The sequence below is a fragment of the Ignavibacteriales bacterium genome, assembly GCA_026390575.1.
Classification (GTDB): domain Bacteria; phylum Bacteroidota; class Ignavibacteria; order UBA10030; family UBA10030; genus Fen-1298.
Genome location: JAPLFR010000001.1, coordinates 297,024 through 318,363 on the forward strand (window position 1 = coordinate 297,024; position 21,340 = coordinate 318,363).

A 21,340-nucleotide genomic window follows, 5' to 3' on the forward strand; every position below is an offset into this window, starting at 1 on the left:
TCAGCACATTTATTTAATTAAAAGGAGATCAACACATGGCAAAGGAAAAATTTGACCGTAGCAAGCCGCACGTGAACGTCGGCACGATCGGCCACGTTGACCACGGAAAGACCACTCTGACGGCTGCCATCACTATGGTGCTTGCCAAGAAGGGTCTCTCCCAGATTCGAACATTTGATTCAATTGACAATGCTCCAGAAGAAAAAGCGCGCGGTATAACGATTAATACGGCGCACGTTGAATATTCCACAGAGAAACGCCATTATGCTCACGTCGACTGTCCGGGTCACGCCGATTATATTAAAAATATGATCACCGGTGCCGCACAGATGGATGGTGCTATATTAGTCGTTGCTGCAACAGATGGTCCTATGCCGCAAACCCGTGAACATATTTTGCTTGCTCACCAGGTGAATGTACCGAAGATGCTGGTGTTCATGAATAAGGTGGATGCAGTTGACGATCCGGAACTCTTGGATCTTGTCGAACTCGAAGTCCGTGATTTATTAAAGAAGAACGATTTTCCTGGTGATGAAATTCCTATCATCCGTGGTTCTGCTTTGAAAGCGATGGAAGCAGCTCTTCGGCCGGATGTGAAGGCTGATGATCCTGCGTTCAAGTGTATTATGGAATTGATGGATGCAGTTGATAGCTACATTACATTGCCGAAACGTGATTCAGAACGTCCGTTCTTAATGCCGATCGAAGATGTGTTTTCCATTACTGGTCGCGGCACGGTCGGAACAGGTCGTGTAGAACGTGGTAAAGCAAAGGTCGGCGATGAAGTAGAAGTCGTTGGTCTCGGCATGCATAAAAAGACAGTTATTACCGGTGCCGAAATGTTCCGCAAGGAATTGGACGAAGTGGTTGCGGGTGATAACGCAGGTCTGTTGATGCGCGGTATTGAAAAAGATGAACTTGAGCGTGGCATGGTCGTTGCAAAGCCGGGAACGATTACTCCGCACACAAAATTCACTGCACAGATTTACGTTTTAAAGAAAGAAGAAGGCGGACGTCACACACCGTTCTTGACCGGGTATCGTCCTCAATTCTATTTCCGAACAACAGACGTTACCGGTGTTGCAGAGTTGCCAGCCGGAGTTGAGATGGTTATGCCGGGTGATAACCTTGACGCTATTAACATTGAACTGATTTCTCCCATCGCGATGGAAGAAGGACAGAGGTTCGCAGTTCGCGAAGGTGGACGCACGGTTGGTGCTGGCGTTATTACAAAGATCATAAAGTAACTTATCGATTATTCCGCTCTCGGGGGTAACTCGAGAGCGGAGAGTAGTCTAAGGAGTTTTCCTTGGCTGGACAAAAAATTAGAATAAAGCTGAAGTCATTCGATCACAATTTGATCGACAAGTCTGCAGAGAAAATTATTAAAACGGTGAAGTCGACAGGTGCTATCGTCTCTGGCCCGATTCCGTTGCCGACGAAACGAAGTGTCTATACGGTTAATCGTTCTCCGCACGTCGATAAGAAATCTCGAGAACAGTTCGAGACACGGTCGCACAAGAGATTGATTGATATTCTCAATTCGACAAGCCGTACTGTCGATTCGCTGATGAAGTTAGAACTTCCAGCAGGCGTCGATGTCGAGATTAAAGTATAGTTTTTTTCAAAATGTGCTTGAATGAATTGAATGTGTGGTGAGAGCAACGATAATTTGTAAAAGCTCTTACTTGAGATTATAGAGACAAAGGCTCATGCGCTGAAGCGCAAAGGAGTAGAAACAGTGAGTGGCATTTTAGGAAAAAAAATTGGAATGACAAGTCTCTTCGATGAGAATGGTGAAGCAGTTCCTTGCACCGTTATCGAAGCGGGTCCGTGCTACGTCACCCAGGTCAGAACACAAGCGAAGGATGGCTATGATGCAATTCAGCTTGGTTTTGATGAAAAGAAAGACCGCCTTGTCAACAAGCCATTAAAGGGACATTTTGCAAAGGCAGCAACAAAAGCGCTGCGTTTGATGCGTGAATTCAGAGGAGCGAATGGAGCTTCAATGAAAACAGGCGACGAAGTGAAGGTTGATATGTTCTCCCCTGGTGATATTGTTGACGTGAGTGGAAAATCAAAGGGTCGCGGATTTCAAGGTGTTGTGAAACGTCATCATTTCGGTGGTGTCGGCATGACAACACACGGCGCATCAGATCGTGTACGTGCTCCCGGATCTATCGGCGGAAGTTCCTATCCATCGCGTGTTTTTAAAGGTATGCGTATGGGTGGGCGTATGGGATTTGAACGAGTCACAATAAAGAATCTAAAAGTTGTCAAGGTGATACCGGAGTCCAATATTCTCATTATTCGCGGCTCGGTTCCAGGTGCGATCAATGGATATTTGGAAATTGAAAAGAAGCATAATTAAGGGTTTCCTCGTAAGGAAAAAGTACCATGCAGGTTGATGTCTATAATATAGATGGCACGCTCAGCGGCGAGAAGATTGAGCTGGATGCGAATATTTTCGAGATCGAGCCAAATGACCACGTCATCTATCAGGCTGTGCGCAGTATTCAGGCAAATCAGCGTCAAGGCACACACAAAGTAAAAACACGCAGTGAAGTAAGCGGCGGTGGTCGGAAACCGTTTAAGCAGAAAAAAACAGGCCGCGCGCGCGCAGGAACGACTCGTTCACCGTTGTGGATAGGTGGCGGTTCGATTTTTGGACCAACTCCGCATGATTATGTGGTCAAACTTCCCGCAAAGGTTCGCAAGCTTGCGCGTAAGTCCGCTCTGAGCTATAAAGCAAAAGATGGAGCCGTCAAGGTAGTGGAAGATTTTCAATTTGATGAAGTAAAGACAAAAAAAATGTCAGCGATACTCAAAGCTCTTTCCATAGATAAACAAAAAACATTGTTATTGACGAAGACAACAGATGGAACGCTGTTGAAGTCAGGACGCAATATTCCGAAGCTGCAAGTGCGCGAAGCAGATAAAGCATCAACATTTGAAATTCTAAAAAATCAGGTGCTGCTTATTCAAAAGAGCGCCGTTGATGTTTTGCAAAAATCTTTGAAGAATTAGGACAACAGGCAATGGTAGGTATTCTCGTTCGACCAATTATCACAGAGAAAATGACAGAACTCGGCGACAAACGCCAATATGCGTTTGAGGTCCCGACCTCTGTGAACAAGATTGAAGTGTGCAAAGCAGTCGAAAAGAAATTCAATGTCAAGGTGACGAGTGTGCGCACCGTCATCGTCAAAGGAAAGCGTAAAAATCAGATGACAAAACGCGGTCGCTTTGAAGGACATACAAAGACATGGAAGAAGGCGATCGTAACGCTGAAAGAAGGCGATAAGATCGATTACTTCGGTAACGTCTGATCGTAAAGGTATAAGAGACTATGGCAATTCGAAAATTACGACCAATGACTCCTGCGACGAGATTCTATTCTATCTCGGCGTTTGATGAGATAACGAAGAAAGAACCGGAAAAGGCTCTTCTCGAATCAAATAAAAAATCGGGTGGAAGAAATAATCTTGGACGTATCACGTCGCGTCACCGCGGTGGTGGACATAAACGTCAGTATCGAATTATAGATTTCAAGCGCAACAAGCTCGGAATTGCTGGAACAATTGCTGCAATAGAATACGATCCAAATCGCGCAGCACGCATTGCATTGATCCATTATCCTGATGGTGAAAAACGGTACATCATCGCAGCACATGGAATGAAAGTCGGTGCAAAAATAATGTCCGGCCCGCAGGCTGAAATTGAAAACGGCAATGCAATGCCGTTGAAAAATATTCCAGCAGGTACGTTTGTGTATAATGTTGAATTTACTCCCGGCAAAGGTGGTCAAATTGGCCGCAGTGCCGGTAATTCCCTGCAGGTGATGGCAAAAGAAGGCGAGTGGGTTTCGTTAAAATTGCCTTCGGGAGAAATAAGAAAATTTCGTTCGGATTGCTATGCAACGATCGGATTAGTCGGTAACGCAGACCATGAAAATATCAGTCTTGGCAAAGCCGGGAGGTCGCGTTGGCTTGGAATTCGTCCTCAATCACGCGGAATGGCGATGAATCCCGTAGATCACCCGATGGGTGGTGGTGAAGGTCGTTCAAAAAGCGGCGGAGGAGGACAGCATCCAGAATCTCCTTGGGGCAAGTATGCCAAAGGATTGAAAACACGCAAGCGGAAAAATCAGTCAAACAAATACATCGTTAAACGTCGTAAGTAATAGGTAAGTACCTATGAGTCGTTCGATAAAAAAGGGGCCGTTCGTTGACCTCAAGCTGCAAGAAAAAATAGAAGTGCTCAACAAATCGAACCAGAAACGTGTTGTCAAAACCTGGTCGCGAGCGAGCACAATTATTCCCGAATTTGTCGGGCATACCTTCGCGGTGCACAACGGAAATAAATTTATACCGGTGTACATTCACGAAGCGATGGTAGGACACAAGCTCGGTGAGTTTGCACCGACTCGCGTTTTCCGCGGACATCCCGGCGTGAAGAGCGAAAAGACAACATCACCAGCGTAAGAACTGTATGTGAAGAGTGAGCCATGGAAGCGAAAGCAATAAATAGATATATCGGAACATCACCGCGTAAAATGCGGCTGGTGATTGATCTGATCCGCGGTAAAGGAGTAGAGGAAGCATTGAGCATTCTTCACTTCACAACAAAAGCCGCTGCAAAGACAGCAGAACAAGTTCTTCGTTCAGCGATCTCCAATGTGCAGAATAAGGAAGAAAGCGGACGAGTGGACACTGCAACCTTGTATGTGAAGGAAGCGTTTGTCAATGGAGGTGCGATGGCGAAGCGAGTATTGCCAGCGCCGATGGGACGCGCCTTTCGTGTACGGAAACGTTCAAACCATATTACTATTATAGTAGCGCAGCGCGAACAAGCGAAGGCGATAGTTCCAAAAGCCAAAGCTTCGACCGATGCAAAGAAAACCGATACAAAGAAATCGGAACCAGCAACAGCAACAAAAGAAGTAACCGAAAGTTAATCGGAGGATCACTTGGGTCAAAAAACACATCCAGTTGGATTTCGTCTCGGAATCGTTCGTGCTTGGGATGCAAATTGGTACGACGATAAAAGTTTTGCAAACAAATTACAGGAAGATGCACTTGTGCGGAATTATGTCCGCAACCGATTAAAGAAAGCTGGAATTGCACGAGTTCAAATTGACAGAACTCCAAAGCGCGCAGTCGTTACCATTCACACGTCACGACCCGGTATTGTGATTGGGAAAAGCGGAAAAGAAATCGCGCAGCTCGAAGAAGAATTAAAGAAGGTCACATCAAAAGAAATTAAAATTCTTATTCATGAAATAAAACGTCCGGAATTGGATGCCTTTCTTGTAGCAGAGGCGATTGCCGGTCAGCTCGAAGGACGCATTTCGTTCCGGCGCGCTATGAAACAATCGATTACTGCTGCAATGCGTATGGGTGCTGAAGGAATTAAGGTCATGTGTGCAGGACGCCTTGGCGGCGCAGAAATTGCACGCACAGAACATTATAAAGACGGCCGCATTCCTTTACAGACACTTCGTGCAGACATTGATTATGCGGGCGCAACCGCGCACACTATTTACGGAGCCATTGGTGTTAAAGTTTGGATCTGTAAGGGTGAAATTATCGGACCGCGGCAATAAGGAGTGTTGATCTATGTTGATGCCAAAAAGAGTGAAGTATAGAAAAGCCCAGCGTGGACGCATGAAGGGTAAGGCGACGCGCGGTGCAACGATTGCTTTTGGAGATTTCGGATTGAAAGCGATGGAACCAGGGTGGGTGACGCAGAGACAGATTGAAGCGTCACGTGTTGCACTGACTCGCATGATGAAACGCGAAGGCAAAGTATGGATTCGAATTTTTCCGGATAAACCGGTTACGAAGAAACCAGCGGAAACTCGTATGGGAAGCGGCAAGGGTTCACCAGAATTTTGGGTTGCAGTGATAAAGCCCGGCCGTGTTCTGTTTGAATTGGGCGGTATTAACCGTGCAACGGCGGCAGAAGCTATGAAGCTTGCAGCACATAAGCTTGCGATTAAAACAAAGTTTGTCACCCGGATCGATTATCAGGGTGTATAAGAGGCGAAGCGATGAAGGCACATGACTTGCGACAACTCTCTGACGCAGAATTGCTGAAGAGAATTCAAGAAGAAGAAGAGAACCTGTCCCATCTGAAATTTCAGAAGGTCATTGGTCAACTCGAAAATCCGATGAAATTAGGACATGTTCGAAAAGGAATCGCGCGGATTAAAACAATTCTTCGTGACCGACAATTGAACCCATCAACCGAGAAACCTGCACAAGCGACGCCTCAAGCCGGGCAAGTTGAGCAGCCTAAGTAATGTGAGATGATGATGACAGAAATCCAAAAAGAAATTCCAAAACGCGCACGGCGCAAAGTTCGAATCGGTAAAGTGGTGAGCAACAAAATGTTGAAGAGTATTGTGGTTGCGGTAGAGCGTCAGGTTGCACATGCACTCTATAAAAAATATTTCCGCCGTACAACAAAGTTGATGGCGCACGACGAAAAGCAGGAAGCTGGTATTGGCGATACTGTGAAGATTATGGAAACCCGGCCGATGAGCGCACGCAAGCGCTGGCGGTTAGTGGAAATTATTGAAAAAGCTAAATAGGTTATTTTTCAGAGCAGGCGAAGACAATGATCCAGGAAGAAACGAATTTAGTAGCTGCCGATAATTCGGGAGCGAAACGCGTCCAGTGCATTCGTGTACTTGGCGGCCACGATAGACGCTACGCAGGTGTTGGCGATCTTATCGTTGTATCCGTGAAGAGCGCTATTCCGGGCGCTCCGGTAAAAAAAGGTGAAGTCTCGCGTGCTGTGGTTGTGCGGACAAAGAAAGAAATTCGCCGGAAGGATGGTTCGTACATTCGGTTCGATGAGAATGCTGCCGTGTTGCTGAATGCACAGGGTGAGCCGCGCGGAACACGTATTTTTGGTCCGGTGGCGAGAGAGTTGCGTGAACGTCAATTTATGAAAATCATTTCCTTAGCACCTGAGGTGCTCTAAAAATTATGGCGCAGAATTTACATGTACACAAAAATGATACTGCTTTGGTCGTCTCGGGCGAGTTCCGAAAAAAACAAGGCAAAGTGTTGAAAGTGTTTCCCGATACTCAGCGGGTGATTATCGAGAACGTCAACATTATTAAAAGAGCCACACGGCCCTCACAGAAAAGTCCGCAAGGCGGAGTTGTTCAGAAAGAAGGAAGCATCCGAGCTTCTAATGTGATGGTGATTTGTCCGAAGTGCAGTAAACCGACTCGCATTGGACATACGCATGTGAAAGATGCAACGAGTGATAAAAAGAAGACAATGAGAACCTGCAAACTGTGTAAAGAGATGTTCTAAGAGAGTAATCCATGGCGAACGAGAAAGTTCCTAATAAGGAAAAAGTTGAAAAGGCGGTACCTGCGGCAAAAAGCAAGGGCGAAAAAGCAGCATCAGGAGCCAAGGGCAAGGCTGAGAAGTCTGCACCGGAAGCAAAAGGTAAAAAAGCTGCTGGTGGACAGGAAAAAGGCGTGCCTGCGCGTTTGTTCGAACGCTATCAAAAAGAATCAGTACCGGCACTGATGAAGAAATTTCAGTTTAAAAGCAGAATGCAAGTGCCGCAATTAGAAAAGATAGCAATTAATATCGGAGTTGGACAAGCGACACAGGATCCAAAACTGCTTGATGCAGCTGTGCATGAGTTGGAATCTATTACTGGACAAAAAGTCGCCATCACAAAATCTAAGAAAGCGATTTCTAATTTCAAACTGCGAGAGAATCTTCCCATCGGATGCCGTGTCACCTTGCGCCGTGCGAAGATGTACGAATTTTTAGATCGGTTTATTAGTGTCGCATTACCCCGTGTTCGTGATTTTCGCGGTTTATCAGATACCTCATTTGACGGACATGGTAATTATACTCTTGGAATAAAAGAGCAGATTATTTTTCCGGAAATTGATGTAGACAAAGTAACACGTGTGAGCGGCATGGATATTACCTTCGTCACCACAGCCAAGAATGACGTTGAAGCGTATGAATTATTAAAAGAGCTTGGCATGCCGTTTGTAAAACGGCAAGAAATTGTTCAACCAGCAGCCCAAAATAAGTAAAGCAAAGGAGTTCGCTTGGCACGCTTAGCAATGCGAGTAAAGGCGAAGAGAACGCCAAAACACAAAGTTTCACAACACAACCGTTGCAACATCTGTGGTCGTCCGCGCAGCTATTATCGCAAGTTCGGCCTCTGCCGTATCTGCCTCCGTAAGCTCGCGCTTGAAGGCAAGATTCCCGGTGTTCGCAAGGCAAGTTGGTAAAACTATAATAAGAGAGTTGAATCGATGTCGAAGACTGATCCAATCGCTGATTATCTAACGAGAATCCGCAACGCAGCAAAAGCGAAGCATCGCAGGGTGGATATTCCATCCTCCAATTTGAAGAAAGCGATTTCTAAAATCCTTTTAGAAAAAAGTTTTGTTTCTGGGTTCACGGTGCTGGAAGACAAGAAGCAGAATATTCTGCGGATTAATCTGAAGTACTATAATGGAAAGCCGGTCATCACCGGATTACGCCGTATCAGTAAGCCAGGTATTCGATTGTACCGCGGATCAAATGAATTACCGCGTGTGCTTGGCGGTTTGGGTGTTGCTATCATTTCGACTTCCAAAGGTGTGATGACGGATGCGCAAGCGAAAAAAGATAATGTTGGCGGCGAAATTCTTGCCTATATCTGGTAAGTGTTTGAAGAGGAGAGAGCATAGTGTCACGTATCGGTAGAAAACCAATTGAAATCCCAAAGGGCGTCACAGTGACTGTGAAGAACGGTACTATTTCCGTTAAAGGACCAAAGGGTGAATTAATTGAAAAAGTACATCCAGATATTGGCGCGGAAGTGAAAAACCAGCAGATACTCATTACGCGCAAATCGGATGAAGGAAAATATCGTGCACTCCATGGATTGTGGCGTGCGCTTGTTCAAAATATGATTACCGGCGTGACTCTTGGGTACTCTAAAAAGTTAGAGATCATCGGCGTTGGGTACCGTGCAGAGATGAAGGGAACACGCTTAAATCTTTTGCTTGGTTTTAGTCATCCAATATTATTTGCAGCACCGGATGGTATTAAGATTGAAGCGCCGACACAGACGAGCATCTTGATAAGCGGCATTCATAAACAGCTTGTTGGATTAGTCGCTGCGAAGATACGATCGTTCCGTCCACCTGAGCCATACAAAGGCAAGGGTGTCAAGTACGAGGGCGAGTACATTCGTCGCAAAGCTGGTAAAGCTGCTGCTACGGCTGCAAAGTAATAAAGAGATTTTGACGTAAGGAAAAATAGCGTATGATTCAAAAAAATACTGTGGAACGCCTCGCCAAGAAACAGGCGCGTATCCGCAAGAAAATAAAAGGCACATCGGGACGTCCTCGATTAGTGGTTTTTCGAAGTGCCAAACATGCCTATGCGCAGATCATCGATGACTCAACGGGCAAAACGTTGTTGTCGGTATCGACGTTGTCAAAGGATTTGCGCGAAGATGTTAAACAAGCGAAGACTCCGATTGAGCGCTATAAACTTATTGGAGTGGCAGCTGCAAAAAAAGCGCTTGAGAAGAATATTAAAGAAGTGGTCTTTGATCGCAGCGGCTATCTGTATCATGGCCGCGTCAAAGCACTCGCGGATGGTGCTCGCGAAGGTGGACTGAAATTCTAACTCCTAATACTCGTACGAAAAACATGGCAAAAGTCAAAGCAGGCGAACTAGAACTTAAAGAGCGATTGGTAAACGTCAACCGTGTGGCCAAAGTGGTCAAGGGCGGACGTCGCTTTAGCTTTAACGCAATCGTTGTCGTTGGTGATGGCAATGGACATATCGGCGTCGGACTCGGTAAGGCGAATGAAGTGCAAGATGCAATTGCAAAGGGAACAGATGATGCGAAGAAAAATCTCGTATTCGTTCCCATCTTCAAGGGAACCATACCGCATTCTGTCATTGGAAAATTTGGAGCGGGAAAAGTAATGCTGAAACCAGCGTCTCCCGGAACAGGTCTTATCGCAGGCGGCGGTGTACGTGCTGTGCTGGAAATGGCCGGTGTAAAAGACGTGCTCACAAAGCAAATGGGCTCACCCAATTCCCACAACGTTGTGAAAGCAACGATGCAGGCGCTTTTGAATCTTTCAGATGCCAAAACGATTGCTGCGCGCCGCGGGATCACAATTCAGGAACTGTTTCAATAAACTCAGGTAAGACTTATTACTATGTCGGAACAGAAGAAAATAAAAATCACACAGGTCAAGAGCATCGTTGATCACCTCAAAGATGCCAAGCGTACGATTAAAGCGCTTGGACTTGGCAGGCCGAATTATTTTGTCGTCAAGAACGACACACCGCAAATCCGCGGAATGATTAACAGGGTTCGGCATCTCGTTAAAGTGGAAGAGGTGCAGTAATGGCGAAAGATATTCTTAGCAATTTAACGCCGGCAAAGGGTTCGCGAAGAAAAACAAAGCGCATTGGCCGTGGACAGGGTTCGGGGCATGGTGGAACGGCAACCAAGGGGCATAAAGGCGCCAAATCGCGTTCGGGTCACAAGTTTAAAATGTGGTTTGAAGGCGGACAAATGCCGCTGACGCGCCGCGTACCGAAATTCGGTTTTACACCTCGCAATCGTACTGAAATACAAGTGGTGAATATTGAAACGCTTGGAATACTCGATGAAAAGAAGAAGTTGAAGAGCGGTATTGTAACACCCGAGGTTCTCTATAAAACCGGAACAATAGCAAAGAAAAATGTACCTGTGAAAATTCTTGGCGACGGCGATCTGAAAGTTAAGTTAGAAGTGACAGCGCATGCTTTTAGCAAATCGGCGCTGACAAAGATCGAAGCGGCCGGAGGGAAAGCCACGATTCTTACAAAGACGACTGTGAAATCATGAGTAAGCTGACTGAAACCTTTTCTAATATTTTTAAAATCCAGGAACTTCGTGAGCGGTTGCTCTTTACAACGCTCCTTCTGGTTATCGTACGTATCGGCTCGCACATTACCGTCCCCGGTGTCGATGCTGTTTTGTTAGCAGATACCATTAAGAAATCATCCGAGAATACACTCTTCGGATTGTATGATCTCTTTGTGGGCGGCGCATTCAGCAATGCCGCAATTTTTGCGCTCGGTATTATGCCGTACATCAGCGCATCGATTGTTATTCAGCTGCTCGGTGCGGTGGTCCCTTACTTCGCTAAACTTCAAAAAGAAGGTGAAGAAGGACGTAAAAAAATTACACAGTACACACGTTATGGTACAGTTGCCATTTCATTGATGCAGGCAACGGGTGTCGTTGCAAAGCTGATGAGCACTTCTACTGGTGGAATGCCTATTGTACCGGAAGCTGTCCGCGGATTAGGTTTTTATCTCAGCACAACAATTATTCTTACGACTGGTACAATGTTTATGATGTGGCTGGGTGAACAGATCACTGAACGCGGTATTGGTAATGGAATTTCTCTTATCATCTTTATCGGTATCGTGGCGCGGTTTCCGAATGCCCTTCTCTCTGAATACCAGCTTGTGCAGGGTGGTACTCGCAATTTGATTGTCGAGTTGGTTATCTTGGTCCTCATGGGTTTCATTGTTGCTGGTGTTGTGTTAATTACCCAAGGTACACGGCGTATTCCTGTGCAGTATGCGAAACGAGTTGTCGGAAGAAAAGTCTATGGCGGTGTCACGCAGTACATTCCTTTGCGCGTCAATACCGCTGGTGTCATGCCGATCATTTTTGCTCAGTCAATTATGTTCGTTCCACAAATTATTTTTTCGTTCTTCCCGAACAGCGAGTTCATGAATGAATTGTCAACGAATTGGTTTGGGTATAGTTCTTGGTCATATTCATTTGTGTATGCCCTGATGATTATTTTCTTCACATATTTCTATACTGCTATCGCTTTCAATCCGAAAGATGTGGCAGATAATATGAAGAAACAGGGTGGATTTATTCCTGGTATTCGTCCCGGTACTCATACGTCAGAATTTGTAGATAATATTCTGACAAAGATTACACTACCGGGTTCGATTGCATTGGCAATTATTGCTATCCTTCCAACGTTGATGATCAAATTGGGAGTGACGCCAGGTTTTGCATCGTTCTTCGGTGGAACAAGTTTGCTTATTGTTGTAGGCGTTGCGCTTGACACGCTCCAACAAGTTGAATCGCATCTGTTGATGCGCCACTATGATGGATTTATGAAGAGTGGTAAACTTCGGGGGAGACGATAAGCCTCGAACAGTGTGATGATTTCTTTGAAATCGCTTGAAGAGATTGAGTTAATTCGTGAGAGCAGCAGAATCGTTGCGGACGTGCTCAAGTTAGTGGGTGCTCAGATTCGGCCTGGTATTACGACATTAGAACTTGATCAAGTTGCGGAAGAGTATATACGCTCAATGGGCGGAGAGCCGGCGTTTAAAGGATACGGGTGGGATAAAAATAATTTATTTCCCGCAACACTCTGTATGTCGATTGACGAAGAAGTTGTGCACGGTATTCCGAGCAAGCGTGTGTTAAAAGATGGGGATTTGTTATCCATCGATGTTGGCGCAAAGAAGAATGGATTTTATGGAGACGGTGCCTGGTCTTTTGCAGTTGGGAAAGTCTCTGAAGAAAAAATGCGGTTGATGCACGTGACAGAAGAATCGCTGCTCAAAGGAATTGAGCAGGCAGTTGCCGGTAACAAGGTGCATGATATTTCGAATGCGATTCAGCAGTTCGTAGAAGAAAATGGGTTTTCGGTCGTTCGAGATTTAGTTGGACATGGCGTTGGAAAGAAGCTTCACGAAGAACCATCCGTTCCAAATTATGGTGAAGCAGGAACGGGACCGGTGTTAAAAGATGGAATGACGCTTGCTATCGAACCAATGGTGAACGCAGGAACTTGGCGGGTAAAAGTAGCATCGGATGGTTGGACAGTCTTAACAGCAGACGGAAAACCGTCGGCACATTTTGAACATACGGTAGCGATTAAAAACGGCAAGGCAGAAATTCTCACCTTGTCCTAAGGTAGAATGGCGAAGCAAGGACCTATTAAAGTTGATGGAGTGATAACGGATACGCTGCCGAACGCAACGTTCCGTGTGAAACTTGACAACGGTGTAGAAATCTTCGCTCATATCTCCGGTAAGATGCGGATGCATTACATCAAGATTCTTGTTGGAGATCGTGTGACGGTGGAAATGTCGCCGTATGATTTATCGAAAGGTCGGATTACGTATCGGTATAAATAAATTTCGAAAGTGAACATTTGAATTTCGAAATCGTACAAGTGCAACAGAGGAACATTCTATGAAAGTTCGATCATCAGTAAAAAAGTTGTGTGAGAATTGCAAGATCATCCGGCGAAAAGGTGTTGTGCGGATTATCTGCAAGAATCCGAAACACAAACAGCGGCAAGGATAAACAAGGAGTAACAACGTGGCTCGTATTGCTGGAGTAGATTTACCGAAGAATAAATGTACCGAAATTGGCCTCACGTATATATACGGTATAGGCCATTCTGCAGCGCTGGAGATCCTTGAAAAGACAAAGATCGATGGCGCCAAGAAGGTTGGCGATTTGAACGATGAGGAAGTAGCTGCAATTCGCGCTATCATTCAATCGGACTTTAAAGTGGAAGGCGCGTTGCGCAGTGAGAATCAGCTCAACACGAAGCGGCTGATGGATATTGGCTGTTATCGCGGTTTGCGCCATCGTAAAGGTTTGCCAGTTCGCGGCCAGAGGACGCGCACTAATTCTCGTACAAGAAAAGGTAAGCGAAAGACAGTTGCCGGCAAGAAAAAAGCACTCGAGAAGAAGTAATAATTTTGTAGAGATTCTTTCAAAAGGATAATTTCATTGGCTAAACAAACAGCACCAGTTACAAAGAAAAAAAAGAAAGTGCATGTTGATGCAAACGGAAAAGCATTCATCAAGGCAACTTTCAACAACACAATCGTGACGCTGACAGATACGTATGGCAACGTTATCGCGTGGTCAACATCTGGGAAAAACGGATTTAAGGGATCACGGAAAAGCACTCCATTTGCTGCTCAGGTTGCCGCGGAAGCAGCTGCCAAAGAAGCGCGTGATCTTGGACTTCGCCGTGTTGAAGTGTTTATCAAAGGACCGGGCGGCGGACGAGAAGCAGCCGTACGTTCATTGCAAACCGCAGGATTGGAAGTAACATTGATTCGTGATATTACGCCAATTCCGCACAATGGATGCCGTCCACCAAAACGTAGAAGAGTGTAAAATATTTCCAATTGCCGATTTTCAATTTAGAAATTGGATATCGCAAATTGACAATTCATTTAGGAGAATTATGGCAAGATACATTGATGCCAACTGCAAACTGTGCCGTCGGGAAAAACAAAAATTGTTCTTAAAAGGAACAAAGTGCTTAACGGAAAAATGTCCGCTTGAAAAACGGAATTATGCACCGGGTCAGCATGGTCAATCTCGTCGATCGCGGATTTCCGAATATGGCGTACAATTGCGAGAGAAGCAAAAAGTTCGCCGGATGTACGGGATTTTGGAAGCGCAATTCCGAAATTATTTCCATCGGGCATCTCAGCAGTCGGGTCGTACTGGCGATGCTTTGGTGAAAATGTTGGAACGCCGTATTGATAATGTTATCTATCGGCTGGGGTTTGCACCGTCGCGCAAAGCGGCACGACAACTGGTTGTCCATCGGCATTTTACGGTGAACAATCATATTGTCGATGTTCCATCATATCTTATTAACCCCGGCGATGTCATTCAAGTACGGGATCATGCCAAGAAGTTGGCCCTTATCCATGATGCTATGAAACGCGTGAAAGATACTTCGATGCTGCCGTGGTTGAGTATTGATAAGGCGACGATGACCGGTACATTTTTGAATATTCCGGAGCGCGCGGATATTCCATTGAATGCAAACGAACAGTTGATTGTTGAGTTGTATTCGAAATAATTAAAAACTTAACTATGAGACAGAAACTTTTATCCGCCTCGATGAACTCGGGAAAAGGAAGACTATGAGTACCCTGCAAATGCCTGAAAGAGTCGAACTGGAACAGTCGACATATTCCGTTACCTCGGGAAGATTCACACTTCAACCGTTGGAAAAAGGATTTGGAGTGACCATTGGAAATTCGATGCGCCGTGTCTTGTTGTCATCGTTACCCGGCACAGCGATTACCGCAATTCGTGTTGAAGGAATTCATCATGAATTTTCTACCATTAAAGGAATGGTCGAAGATGTCTCCGATTTTATTCTGAATCTGAAACAACTTCGGATCAAACCGATTAATAAAAAAGCGGCAAAAGTGACGGTGCATGTGAAAGGCCCGGGCGAATTGAAGAGCGGCGACCTTCAAAAGTTTTCATCTGAAATTGAAATCTTAAATCCGGACTACCATCTTGCTTCGTTGAATAAAGATGCCGACTTCGAGATTGAGTTGCGCCTCGGCCGCGGAAAAGGGTATGTTCCTGCCGAAGAAAATAAGTCGGCAGATCTCCCGTTAGGAACAATCGCTATCGATTCAATCTTTACACCTATCGTGAATGTGCACTACACGGTTGAACCTACTCGCGTCGGCGGGCAGACTGACTTTGAGAAACTTGTTCTTGATATTGAAACCGATGGTTCCATAACGCCAGAAGAGGCGGTCACCCACGCAGCGAAAATATTACGAGATCACTTGCAGCTCTTCATTAATTTTGGCATAGAACCGGAAGCCGAAAAAGCAGAAACAGAACAAGAAGCAGAAGTGGGCAGAGTACGGAAAATTTTGAAAATGTCTGTGGATGAACTGGAACTATCGGTACGTTCGCACAATTGTTTACGTTCAGCGAATATCAAAACACTGGCGGATTTGGTACGGCGCAGTGAATCTGAGTTATTGAAATTCCGTAATTTCGGACGTAAGTCTCTGGCAGAGCTTTCCGAGATAGTTGAACAGCATGGATTAATATTCGGAATGGATGTGGACAAATATTTAAAAGAAGGCAACGACTAAGTCGTAGAAGGAAAGTGAAGTATGCGTCATCAAAATTCTGGGCGAAAACTTAAACGAACAAGCAGCCATCGCAAAGCAACGCTTGCAGCACTGTGCACTGCTTTGATTGTCCACAAGAAGATCAAAACCACCGTTGCGAAAGCAAAGGAAACGAGGATGTTCGTAGAGAAAATTATCACACGGGCAAAGAACGCTGTTGCAGGAGAAATTGCACCTGACAAGAAAAATATATCAGCCCGGCGTGAAGTGTTTGCAGCTCTGCGGAGCAAAGAGGCAGTGTCAACATTGTTCAAGGATATTGCACCAAAGGTTGCTGCACGTCCAGGCGGATATACGCGAGTTGTGAAACTCGGCAGACGATTAGGCGATGGTGCTGAACTTGCTGTGCTGGAACTTGTCGATTTTAATGTTGGTCAAGAAAAAGCGGCAGCAAAGGCGGCGAAGAAATCTGCTGTTCGTACAAAGAGTGCATCAAAAACAAAGAAGAGTACCGATACGGCAACCTCTTCTGATATCCCTGAGAAGGCAGCGAAAAATACACCGGAGACTAATGCAGGATCACCTCCGGTTGCGGAATAATATGGAGAACAAAAAAGGATAGCATATTGCTATCCTTTCTTGCTTTTGTTGTGTAGGAGAAAAGTATGCTCAAGATTGCATCAGCAGAATTTTTGCAGGGTGTAGTCGATCTTCGGCAGCTTCCGAAGAACGAATTACGCGAGATCGTATACATTGGACGTTCAAATGTCGGCAAGTCTTCTTTGTTGAACAAGATGTGCAACAAGAAGAACCTTGCGCGCACGAGCACCATCCCGGGAAAGACGCGTGAGATTAACTATTATATCATCAACAACGATTTCTATTTTGTTGATTTACCGGGATATGGTTATGCCAAGGTACCTGAACAGATGCGCGCAGGCTGGAAGAAGTTGATCGAAGATTTTTTGAAGCGTGGCGAACCGGTCGTCTTAGCAATGCAGCTCATCGATTCACGCCAAGAACCGACACCGTTGGACCTGATGATGATGGATTGGTTAGAGTATTATGAAGTTCCTTACCTGCTTGTTCTTACGAAAGCGGATAAGCTGCCGTTTAGTAAATTAGGGAAGCAAATAGAAACATATAAAGAGCGCTTCCAAAGTCAGTTGACTGATGGATGCTGCCGCGGTATTGTACCCTTTTCGATTGTGAGCGGCGATGGACGTGTGGAATTGCTCAAATATATCGATCTCAATTTGCAGACATCCCCGAAAAAGAAGAAGGAAGCAGTGTAGCGCTTTACGTTCTATTCCTTACTCAGAAACCTCGAGCTAACACTCGGGGTTTTTTTGTTTTATGGAGAAAATTGAGAGGAACTTCTTTATTCGTTTGAGGGTTTAATAGCGTTCCTGTTTTTCACGCAAGAGCTTTTCATTGGCACGCATGTATAATTATTTTCAACATTTATGAAAAAGAGCTTGACAAATAATGCAACAAGATATATATTCCTTTAACTAATAACGCACACAACTTAAGAAGGAGGTGGCGATATTTCTTGTGCAAAATTTCTTTACACACGTAAAGATTCTTATCTTTTTGTAACCAACCCCATGTTTTTTCTTTTCAGAGACAGAAATAAATTAAATATTCTGTCCTGTCGTATCATTTATAATATGGAGGAAATATGAAACTTTTCCTGAAGTTTGGGCTAACGCTTTTGTTAAGTATTGTGCTGACGTTTTATATTATTGGGTGTGTCGAAACAGACAACCCAGCCATTAGCACGGTGGATCAACGGACTAATGTTAAGTTTGTGAATCTTTCAAATCTGGGCACATCGATGAACGTCAATATCGATGGAAACTCAGTTGCGGCGGTAAGTTATGGTGCTGCTTCGAGTTATTTAGATCTTGCTGCTGGAACCCGGACGTTCGTTTTTGCATATGGTACCAAGAGCGATACAGTGCAAAGAGCATTAGATCCAAATGCAAAATTTTCTGTCTTCAGTGTTTATGAACCTCTGAATGGAGATTTAGTTCGCACGTATTATTTTTCCATGGAACGACAGACGTATAGTGGTTCTGTTACGTATGTCCCACAAAAAGTCCTCGTTCGATTCCTCAATTTAACAAATGATACAACGGCAACAAATGTAAATGTTGTTCTGTCGGATACAAGTGATCATAGTACGACTGTTGCAATAGGTGGAAATACCGCTTATATCCAATCCGATCTTAGTGCAAATCCAAGCTTTGTAATAAATGGCCGCTTCAATAACACTCTTGTGACGAAGACTCTATTATCTGCAGAAGGTAGGTATGCAGTCGTTCTCAGCGGCAATAAAGTGGCAAATTCTCTTCACGCAACTGTGTTCAAAGAAGACTAAGGAAAGAAGGAGGATTGTATGATGAAAAAATATGCAATATTGCTCTTAATGTCCTTTCTATGTTCAACCATTGTGTATGCTCAGTATGGAAAAATATCGGGAAAAGTAACCGATCAAGAAACCAAAGAGCCGCTGGTTGGTGCAAATATTATTTTGGAAGGAACTGTTTTCGGCAGCGCAACAGATATTGACGGTGGATTTAATATCCTCAATGTTCCTGCCGGAACATACGATATCAAAACTTCCTACATCGGGTATCAGACTAAAACGATGACGGGAGTAAAAGTTGTAGCAGGGTTAACACGAAGTATTGATATTGTTTTGTCCAATACATCTGTTCAAGTTCAAACAGTTGTTGTTGTTGCAGAACGACCCTTGATTGAAAAAAGCGCAACCAACGCGGTACGTGTCCAGGTATCAGAGGATATGGAAAAACTGCCGGTGCGCGGTGTGCAAGGTTATTTTACACTCCAACCTGGAGTTGTTTTACAAAACGGCATTGCTTATATGAGAGGCAGCCGTAACGACGAAGTCGGTTTCCAGGTAGAAGGTGCCGATGTTCGTGATGTTGTAGGAAATGTGGGGCGAAATAACGTCAATAGTAATCTCATAACCACGATCCCGGAAGCTCTAGAAGAAATAGGAATTCAATCCGGCGGGTTTGGTGCTGAATTTGGCGGTGCCAGTGCCGGTATAGTATCTCAAACTTTTAAAACAGCCGGCTCCAAATTAAATATTACGCTCCTTGCAGAAACCGATAATTTTGGAAATTATCCCGGAAAAAAAGTCCTCAATACTTTTTCCTACGGATACTCAGATTACGTTTTGACAGTTGGCACTCCGATCTTAAGCGATAACATCAAATTATTTGCCGCTCTAGAAAATAACTTCACGCGTGATCGTGATGGAAGTTATTGGTTCTGGACAGGCGCAGATTTTGGATATCTCTATGATAACGGATTAAGTGCTGGCAGCAGCCACAGAGGCGATTCTGCACTTGTGAGTTGGGTCGATGGCAATGTGCCGGGCAGAATGAATAATAGGTTTTCTGCAAACGGAACATTATTGTTTGATTTCAAACCGCTCCAGGTTCGTTTGGCAGGGGCATTTTCTTCTTCTAAGAATTCAAACAATAATTTAATCCGGAACATGTTCGATCTCGATCGAGTTTTTGTCGGTGATAATAGCAACTTGCTGTTGAATGCGAAGGCTAATTATGCCCTTACAAAGAACACGATCTTCGAAGCAACCATAAATTATACTGATCAACGCAATAAAGGGTATGATCCTACGTTTGGTGATAATCTCATGCAGTATTCAGATAGTAATGCCGCAGCGCAGCATGGCTGGACATATCCGACATTGACCCAGCCGCCATTACCATATAATTTTAATGGATTCACATTCCTCCGTCCTGGTGCTCTAGTAGCTACCTTATATAGCAAGGACAAAAACCAAAAAATTGAAGGATCTGCAGATGTAATTTCTATCATGGGCACACACGAGTTCAAACTTGGCGCTTCATATCAATATTGGACTATTTCCCACTATGATATTGATCCTTCAACAGTATATCCAAATGTGGTTGTTGCTCCTGATATTGCCAGAGATCCGGCGCAATATGCCAAATTGTTACGATCATTGAGTCAAGTAAACAATTATGGCTATGATGAATTTGGTAATTCATTAACAAGCGGTCCGGATGGTCCTAAACATCCATCTTTTATGGCAGCATATATTCAAGATAAAATCGAATTGGCAGATCTGATTATTAGTGCCGGTTTAAGATTCGATGCTATGAACTTAAATGGCTGGTCATTTGGCAATGTCAATGACCTGGGATATAATGGTGATCAATATCTCCTCGATCAACCAAGCACAACCGGTACCTTTACATATATTGAACCCCGTATCGGATTCTCTTTCCCAGCATCCGATAGGACAGTTTTCCATCTGCAATATGGAAAATATGTCGAGGCACCGCCATTGTTCACAACATTTAGATCACGTGCAGCTGCTGTGTATCTTTTCCAGGGCGGTCATTTCTTTACAAACCCCCTTGGATTTAATATAGAACCAGTTCGAACAACACAATATGAAATTGGATTTCAGCAGCAATTTAGTGATGTCTCGGCATTCGATATGACCGCATTCTATAAGGATATTACCGGCCAGCTGCAAGTAGCATATTTTCCGCAAGGTGCAGGATCGTCTGTCGGTAATTATTATGCATACACTAACGGCGATTTCCAAACGGTTATGGGTTTGGAGTTTAGCCTGCGTGTAAGAAGAATTCAGCGTATGCAGGCTCAAGTTAACTATACATTACAAGATGCCAGAGGTACAAACTCATTTGCCAACAGTTCTGCTTCGTTGTTGAACGCCACTGGCGGTACAGTAATACCAAGCCAGGTCGTTCCAACTGATTATGCCCAGACGCATCGCGGATCTGTTTCGTTAGATTATCGCTGGGGGAAGAATGATGGAGGTCCAATTCTCGAGCAATTTGGTATCAATTTCCTGTTCACATTTAACTCAGGCCATCCCTATACACATGCAACCGGAACAGGCGGACAGCAAGGTGTTGACCTCGGCTCGCTGCTGAACGACGGTGATGCCCGTACACGTTTCCCGCTTGAGCCGATCAATAACTCAACAACACCTTGGGTGTATCAACTTGATTTGCGATTGGATAAAACGTTTTCTATCGGTTCGACAAGCTTGAACATCTATGTGTACGTTCAGAATTTGTTGAATACTCAAAACGTCACCAACGTTTATTATCGCACAGGTAATGCGTATGATGATGGATGGTTGAGTGATCCAGTTGCAAGCGGTAAAACCGTTAGCAATCCGACGTACGGCCAGACATATGAGCAGTTGTATCAAGTAATAAATCTCCAAAATAATCAAAACCAACAACGTCTGGGTGGATTTGTGAACTATGGTGCTCCTCGCCAGTTGCGCGTTGGTGCAAAATTAGAATTATAAT

The 21,340-nt window shown here is 44.6% G+C and carries 32 protein-coding genes and 2 pseudogenes; all 34 read left to right on the plus strand.

The features are described 5' to 3' along the window. Positions 1 to 35: 35 nt before the first annotated feature. The 34 genes and pseudogenes from tuf to NTX44_01485 all read left to right on the plus strand — a co-directional run bounded on the left by tuf (position 36) and on the right by NTX44_01485 (position 21,339). Positions 36 to 1,247 (plus strand): elongation factor Tu, encoded by a 1,212-nt coding sequence (gene tuf / locus NTX44_01320; protein MCX6120242.1) that lies wholly within the window; start codon positions 36 to 38, stop codon positions 1,245 to 1,247. Positions 1,248 to 1,309: 62 nt separating this feature from the next. Beyond that, positions 1,310 to 1,618, plus strand: coding sequence for a 30S ribosomal protein S10 (gene rpsJ / locus NTX44_01325; protein ID MCX6120243.1), 309 nt, complete (start codon positions 1,310 to 1,312; stop codon positions 1,616 to 1,618). A gap of 123 nt (positions 1,619 to 1,741) precedes the next feature. Next, positions 1,742 to 2,371, plus strand: a complete 630-nt coding sequence (gene rplC / locus NTX44_01330; GenBank protein ID MCX6120244.1) for a 50S ribosomal protein L3 — start codon at positions 1,742 to 1,744, stop codon at positions 2,369 to 2,371. A gap of 26 nt (positions 2,372 to 2,397) precedes the next feature. After that, on the plus strand, positions 2,398 to 3,027 hold the full coding sequence (gene rplD / locus NTX44_01335; protein ID MCX6120245.1) for a 50S ribosomal protein L4: 630 nt from the start codon (positions 2,398 to 2,400) through the stop codon (positions 3,025 to 3,027). Positions 3,028 to 3,038: 11 nt separating this feature from the next. Beyond that, entirely contained in the window at positions 3,039 to 3,329 is a 291-nt protein-coding gene (gene rplW, locus NTX44_01340) for a 50S ribosomal protein L23 (protein MCX6120246.1), read from the plus strand. Between the two features lie 20 nt (positions 3,330 to 3,349). Continuing rightward, positions 3,350 to 4,183, plus strand: coding sequence for a 50S ribosomal protein L2 (gene rplB, locus NTX44_01345; GenBank protein ID MCX6120247.1), 834 nt, complete (start codon positions 3,350 to 3,352; stop codon positions 4,181 to 4,183). Between the two features lie 13 nt (positions 4,184 to 4,196). Next, positions 4,197 to 4,484 (plus strand): 30S ribosomal protein S19, encoded by a 288-nt coding sequence (gene rpsS, locus NTX44_01350; protein ID MCX6120248.1) that lies wholly within the window; start codon positions 4,197 to 4,199, stop codon positions 4,482 to 4,484. Between the two features lie 23 nt (positions 4,485 to 4,507). Beyond that, positions 4,508 to 4,957: a 50S ribosomal protein L22 gene (gene rplV / locus NTX44_01355; GenBank protein MCX6120249.1), complete on the plus strand. Its 450-nt coding sequence runs from the start codon at positions 4,508 to 4,510 to the stop codon at positions 4,955 to 4,957. A gap of 12 nt (positions 4,958 to 4,969) precedes the next feature. After that, positions 4,970 to 5,678 (plus strand): annotated as a pseudogene (gene rpsC / locus NTX44_01360) (30S ribosomal protein S3). After that, positions 5,667 to 6,041 carry a 50S ribosomal protein L16 gene (rplP, locus tag NTX44_01365; GenBank protein ID MCX6120250.1) on the plus strand — a complete coding sequence of 125 codons (375 nt, stop codon included), beginning with the start codon at positions 5,667 to 5,669 and terminating at the stop codon, positions 6,039 to 6,041. The pseudogene rpsC and the gene rplP overlap by 12 nt, the downstream one beginning before the upstream one ends. 11 nt (positions 6,042 to 6,052) lie before the next feature. Further along, entirely contained in the window at positions 6,053 to 6,304 is a 252-nt protein-coding gene (rpmC, locus tag NTX44_01370) for a 50S ribosomal protein L29 (protein ID MCX6120251.1), read from the plus strand. Positions 6,305 to 6,316: 12 nt separating this feature from the next. Then, positions 6,317 to 6,595: a 30S ribosomal protein S17 gene (rpsQ, locus tag NTX44_01375; protein MCX6120252.1), complete on the plus strand. Its 279-nt coding sequence runs from the start codon at positions 6,317 to 6,319 to the stop codon at positions 6,593 to 6,595. 26 nt (positions 6,596 to 6,621) lie between these two features. Continuing rightward, positions 6,622 to 6,990: a 50S ribosomal protein L14 gene (gene rplN / locus NTX44_01380; protein ID MCX6120253.1), complete on the plus strand. Its 369-nt coding sequence runs from the start codon at positions 6,622 to 6,624 to the stop codon at positions 6,988 to 6,990. Between the two features lie 5 nt (positions 6,991 to 6,995). Then, complete coding sequence (gene rplX / locus NTX44_01385; GenBank protein ID MCX6120254.1) at positions 6,996 to 7,331, plus strand: 50S ribosomal protein L24; 336 nt, start codon at positions 6,996 to 6,998, stop codon at positions 7,329 to 7,331. A 170-nt stretch (positions 7,332 to 7,501) separates the two neighbouring features. Next, complete coding sequence (gene rplE, locus NTX44_01390) at positions 7,502 to 8,080, plus strand: 50S ribosomal protein L5 (protein ID MCX6120255.1); 579 nt, start codon at positions 7,502 to 7,504, stop codon at positions 8,078 to 8,080. A gap of 15 nt (positions 8,081 to 8,095) precedes the next feature. After that, complete coding sequence (locus NTX44_01395; GenBank protein MCX6120256.1) at positions 8,096 to 8,281, plus strand: type Z 30S ribosomal protein S14; 186 nt, start codon at positions 8,096 to 8,098, stop codon at positions 8,279 to 8,281. A 24-nt stretch (positions 8,282 to 8,305) separates the two neighbouring features. Next, entirely contained in the window at positions 8,306 to 8,701 is a 396-nt protein-coding gene (gene rpsH, locus NTX44_01400; GenBank protein ID MCX6120257.1) for a 30S ribosomal protein S8, read from the plus strand. A gap of 23 nt (positions 8,702 to 8,724) precedes the next feature. Next, complete coding sequence (gene rplF / locus NTX44_01405) at positions 8,725 to 9,273, plus strand: 50S ribosomal protein L6 (GenBank protein ID MCX6120258.1); 549 nt, start codon at positions 8,725 to 8,727, stop codon at positions 9,271 to 9,273. Between the two features lie 32 nt (positions 9,274 to 9,305). Further along, on the plus strand, positions 9,306 to 9,674 hold the full coding sequence (rplR, locus tag NTX44_01410; protein MCX6120259.1) for a 50S ribosomal protein L18: 369 nt from the start codon (positions 9,306 to 9,308) through the stop codon (positions 9,672 to 9,674). A gap of 23 nt (positions 9,675 to 9,697) precedes the next feature. Further along, a complete protein-coding gene (rpsE, locus tag NTX44_01415) occupies positions 9,698 to 10,198 on the plus strand; it encodes a 30S ribosomal protein S5 (protein MCX6120260.1) in 501 nt (166 codons plus the stop codon). Between the two features lie 21 nt (positions 10,199 to 10,219). Further along, positions 10,220 to 10,411 (plus strand): 50S ribosomal protein L30, encoded by a 192-nt coding sequence (rpmD, locus tag NTX44_01420; GenBank protein ID MCX6120261.1) that lies wholly within the window; start codon positions 10,220 to 10,222, stop codon positions 10,409 to 10,411. Next, the gene (rplO, locus tag NTX44_01425) at positions 10,411 to 10,896 is read left to right on the plus strand and encodes a 50S ribosomal protein L15 (GenBank protein ID MCX6120262.1); all 486 of its coding nucleotides are present in this window, start codon (positions 10,411 to 10,413) and stop codon (positions 10,894 to 10,896) included. The genes rpmD and rplO overlap by 1 nt, the downstream gene beginning before the upstream one ends. Then, the gene (secY, locus tag NTX44_01430; GenBank protein ID MCX6120263.1) at positions 10,893 to 12,230 is read left to right on the plus strand and encodes a preprotein translocase subunit SecY; all 1,338 of its coding nucleotides are present in this window, start codon (positions 10,893 to 10,895) and stop codon (positions 12,228 to 12,230) included. Before rplO ends, secY begins: the two co-directional genes overlap by 4 nt. Positions 12,231 to 12,245: 15 nt before the next feature. Next, positions 12,246 to 13,007 (plus strand): type I methionyl aminopeptidase, encoded by a 762-nt coding sequence (map, locus tag NTX44_01435; protein MCX6120264.1) that lies wholly within the window; start codon positions 12,246 to 12,248, stop codon positions 13,005 to 13,007. Positions 13,008 to 13,013: 6 nt separating this feature from the next. Then, positions 13,014 to 13,232, plus strand: a complete 219-nt coding sequence (gene infA / locus NTX44_01440; GenBank protein ID MCX6120265.1) for a translation initiation factor IF-1 — start codon at positions 13,014 to 13,016, stop codon at positions 13,230 to 13,232. Positions 13,233 to 13,290: 58 nt separating this feature from the next. After that, a complete protein-coding gene (rpmJ, locus tag NTX44_01445; protein ID MCX6120266.1) occupies positions 13,291 to 13,404 on the plus strand; it encodes a 50S ribosomal protein L36 in 114 nt (37 codons plus the stop codon). Between the two features lie 15 nt (positions 13,405 to 13,419). After that, positions 13,420 to 13,803, plus strand: a complete 384-nt coding sequence (rpsM, locus tag NTX44_01450) for a 30S ribosomal protein S13 (GenBank protein ID MCX6120267.1) — start codon at positions 13,420 to 13,422, stop codon at positions 13,801 to 13,803. Between the two features lie 36 nt (positions 13,804 to 13,839). Next, complete coding sequence (gene rpsK / locus NTX44_01455) at positions 13,840 to 14,235, plus strand: 30S ribosomal protein S11 (GenBank protein MCX6120268.1); 396 nt, start codon at positions 13,840 to 13,842, stop codon at positions 14,233 to 14,235. Between the two features lie 70 nt (positions 14,236 to 14,305). After that, positions 14,306 to 14,935 (plus strand): 30S ribosomal protein S4, encoded by a 630-nt coding sequence (gene rpsD / locus NTX44_01460; GenBank protein ID MCX6120269.1) that lies wholly within the window; start codon positions 14,306 to 14,308, stop codon positions 14,933 to 14,935. Positions 14,936 to 14,999: 64 nt separating this feature from the next. Beyond that, positions 15,000 to 15,983 (plus strand): DNA-directed RNA polymerase subunit alpha, encoded by a 984-nt coding sequence (locus NTX44_01465; GenBank protein MCX6120270.1) that lies wholly within the window; start codon positions 15,000 to 15,002, stop codon positions 15,981 to 15,983. Positions 15,984 to 16,004: 21 nt separating this feature from the next. Next, positions 16,005 to 16,385: pseudogene (gene rplQ, locus NTX44_01470) on the plus strand (50S ribosomal protein L17). Positions 16,386 to 16,627: 242 nt separating this feature from the next. Next, positions 16,628 to 17,257, plus strand: coding sequence for a ribosome biogenesis GTP-binding protein YihA/YsxC (gene yihA / locus NTX44_01475; GenBank protein ID MCX6120271.1), 630 nt, complete (start codon positions 16,628 to 16,630; stop codon positions 17,255 to 17,257). Between the two features lie 389 nt (positions 17,258 to 17,646). Beyond that, on the plus strand, positions 17,647 to 18,348 hold the full coding sequence (locus NTX44_01480; GenBank protein MCX6120272.1) for a hypothetical protein: 702 nt from the start codon (positions 17,647 to 17,649) through the stop codon (positions 18,346 to 18,348). Positions 18,349 to 18,366: 18 nt separating this feature from the next. Beyond that, positions 18,367 to 21,339, plus strand: a complete 2,973-nt coding sequence (locus tag NTX44_01485) for a TonB-dependent receptor (GenBank protein ID MCX6120273.1) — start codon at positions 18,367 to 18,369, stop codon at positions 21,337 to 21,339. Position 21,340 lies beyond the last annotated feature (1 nt).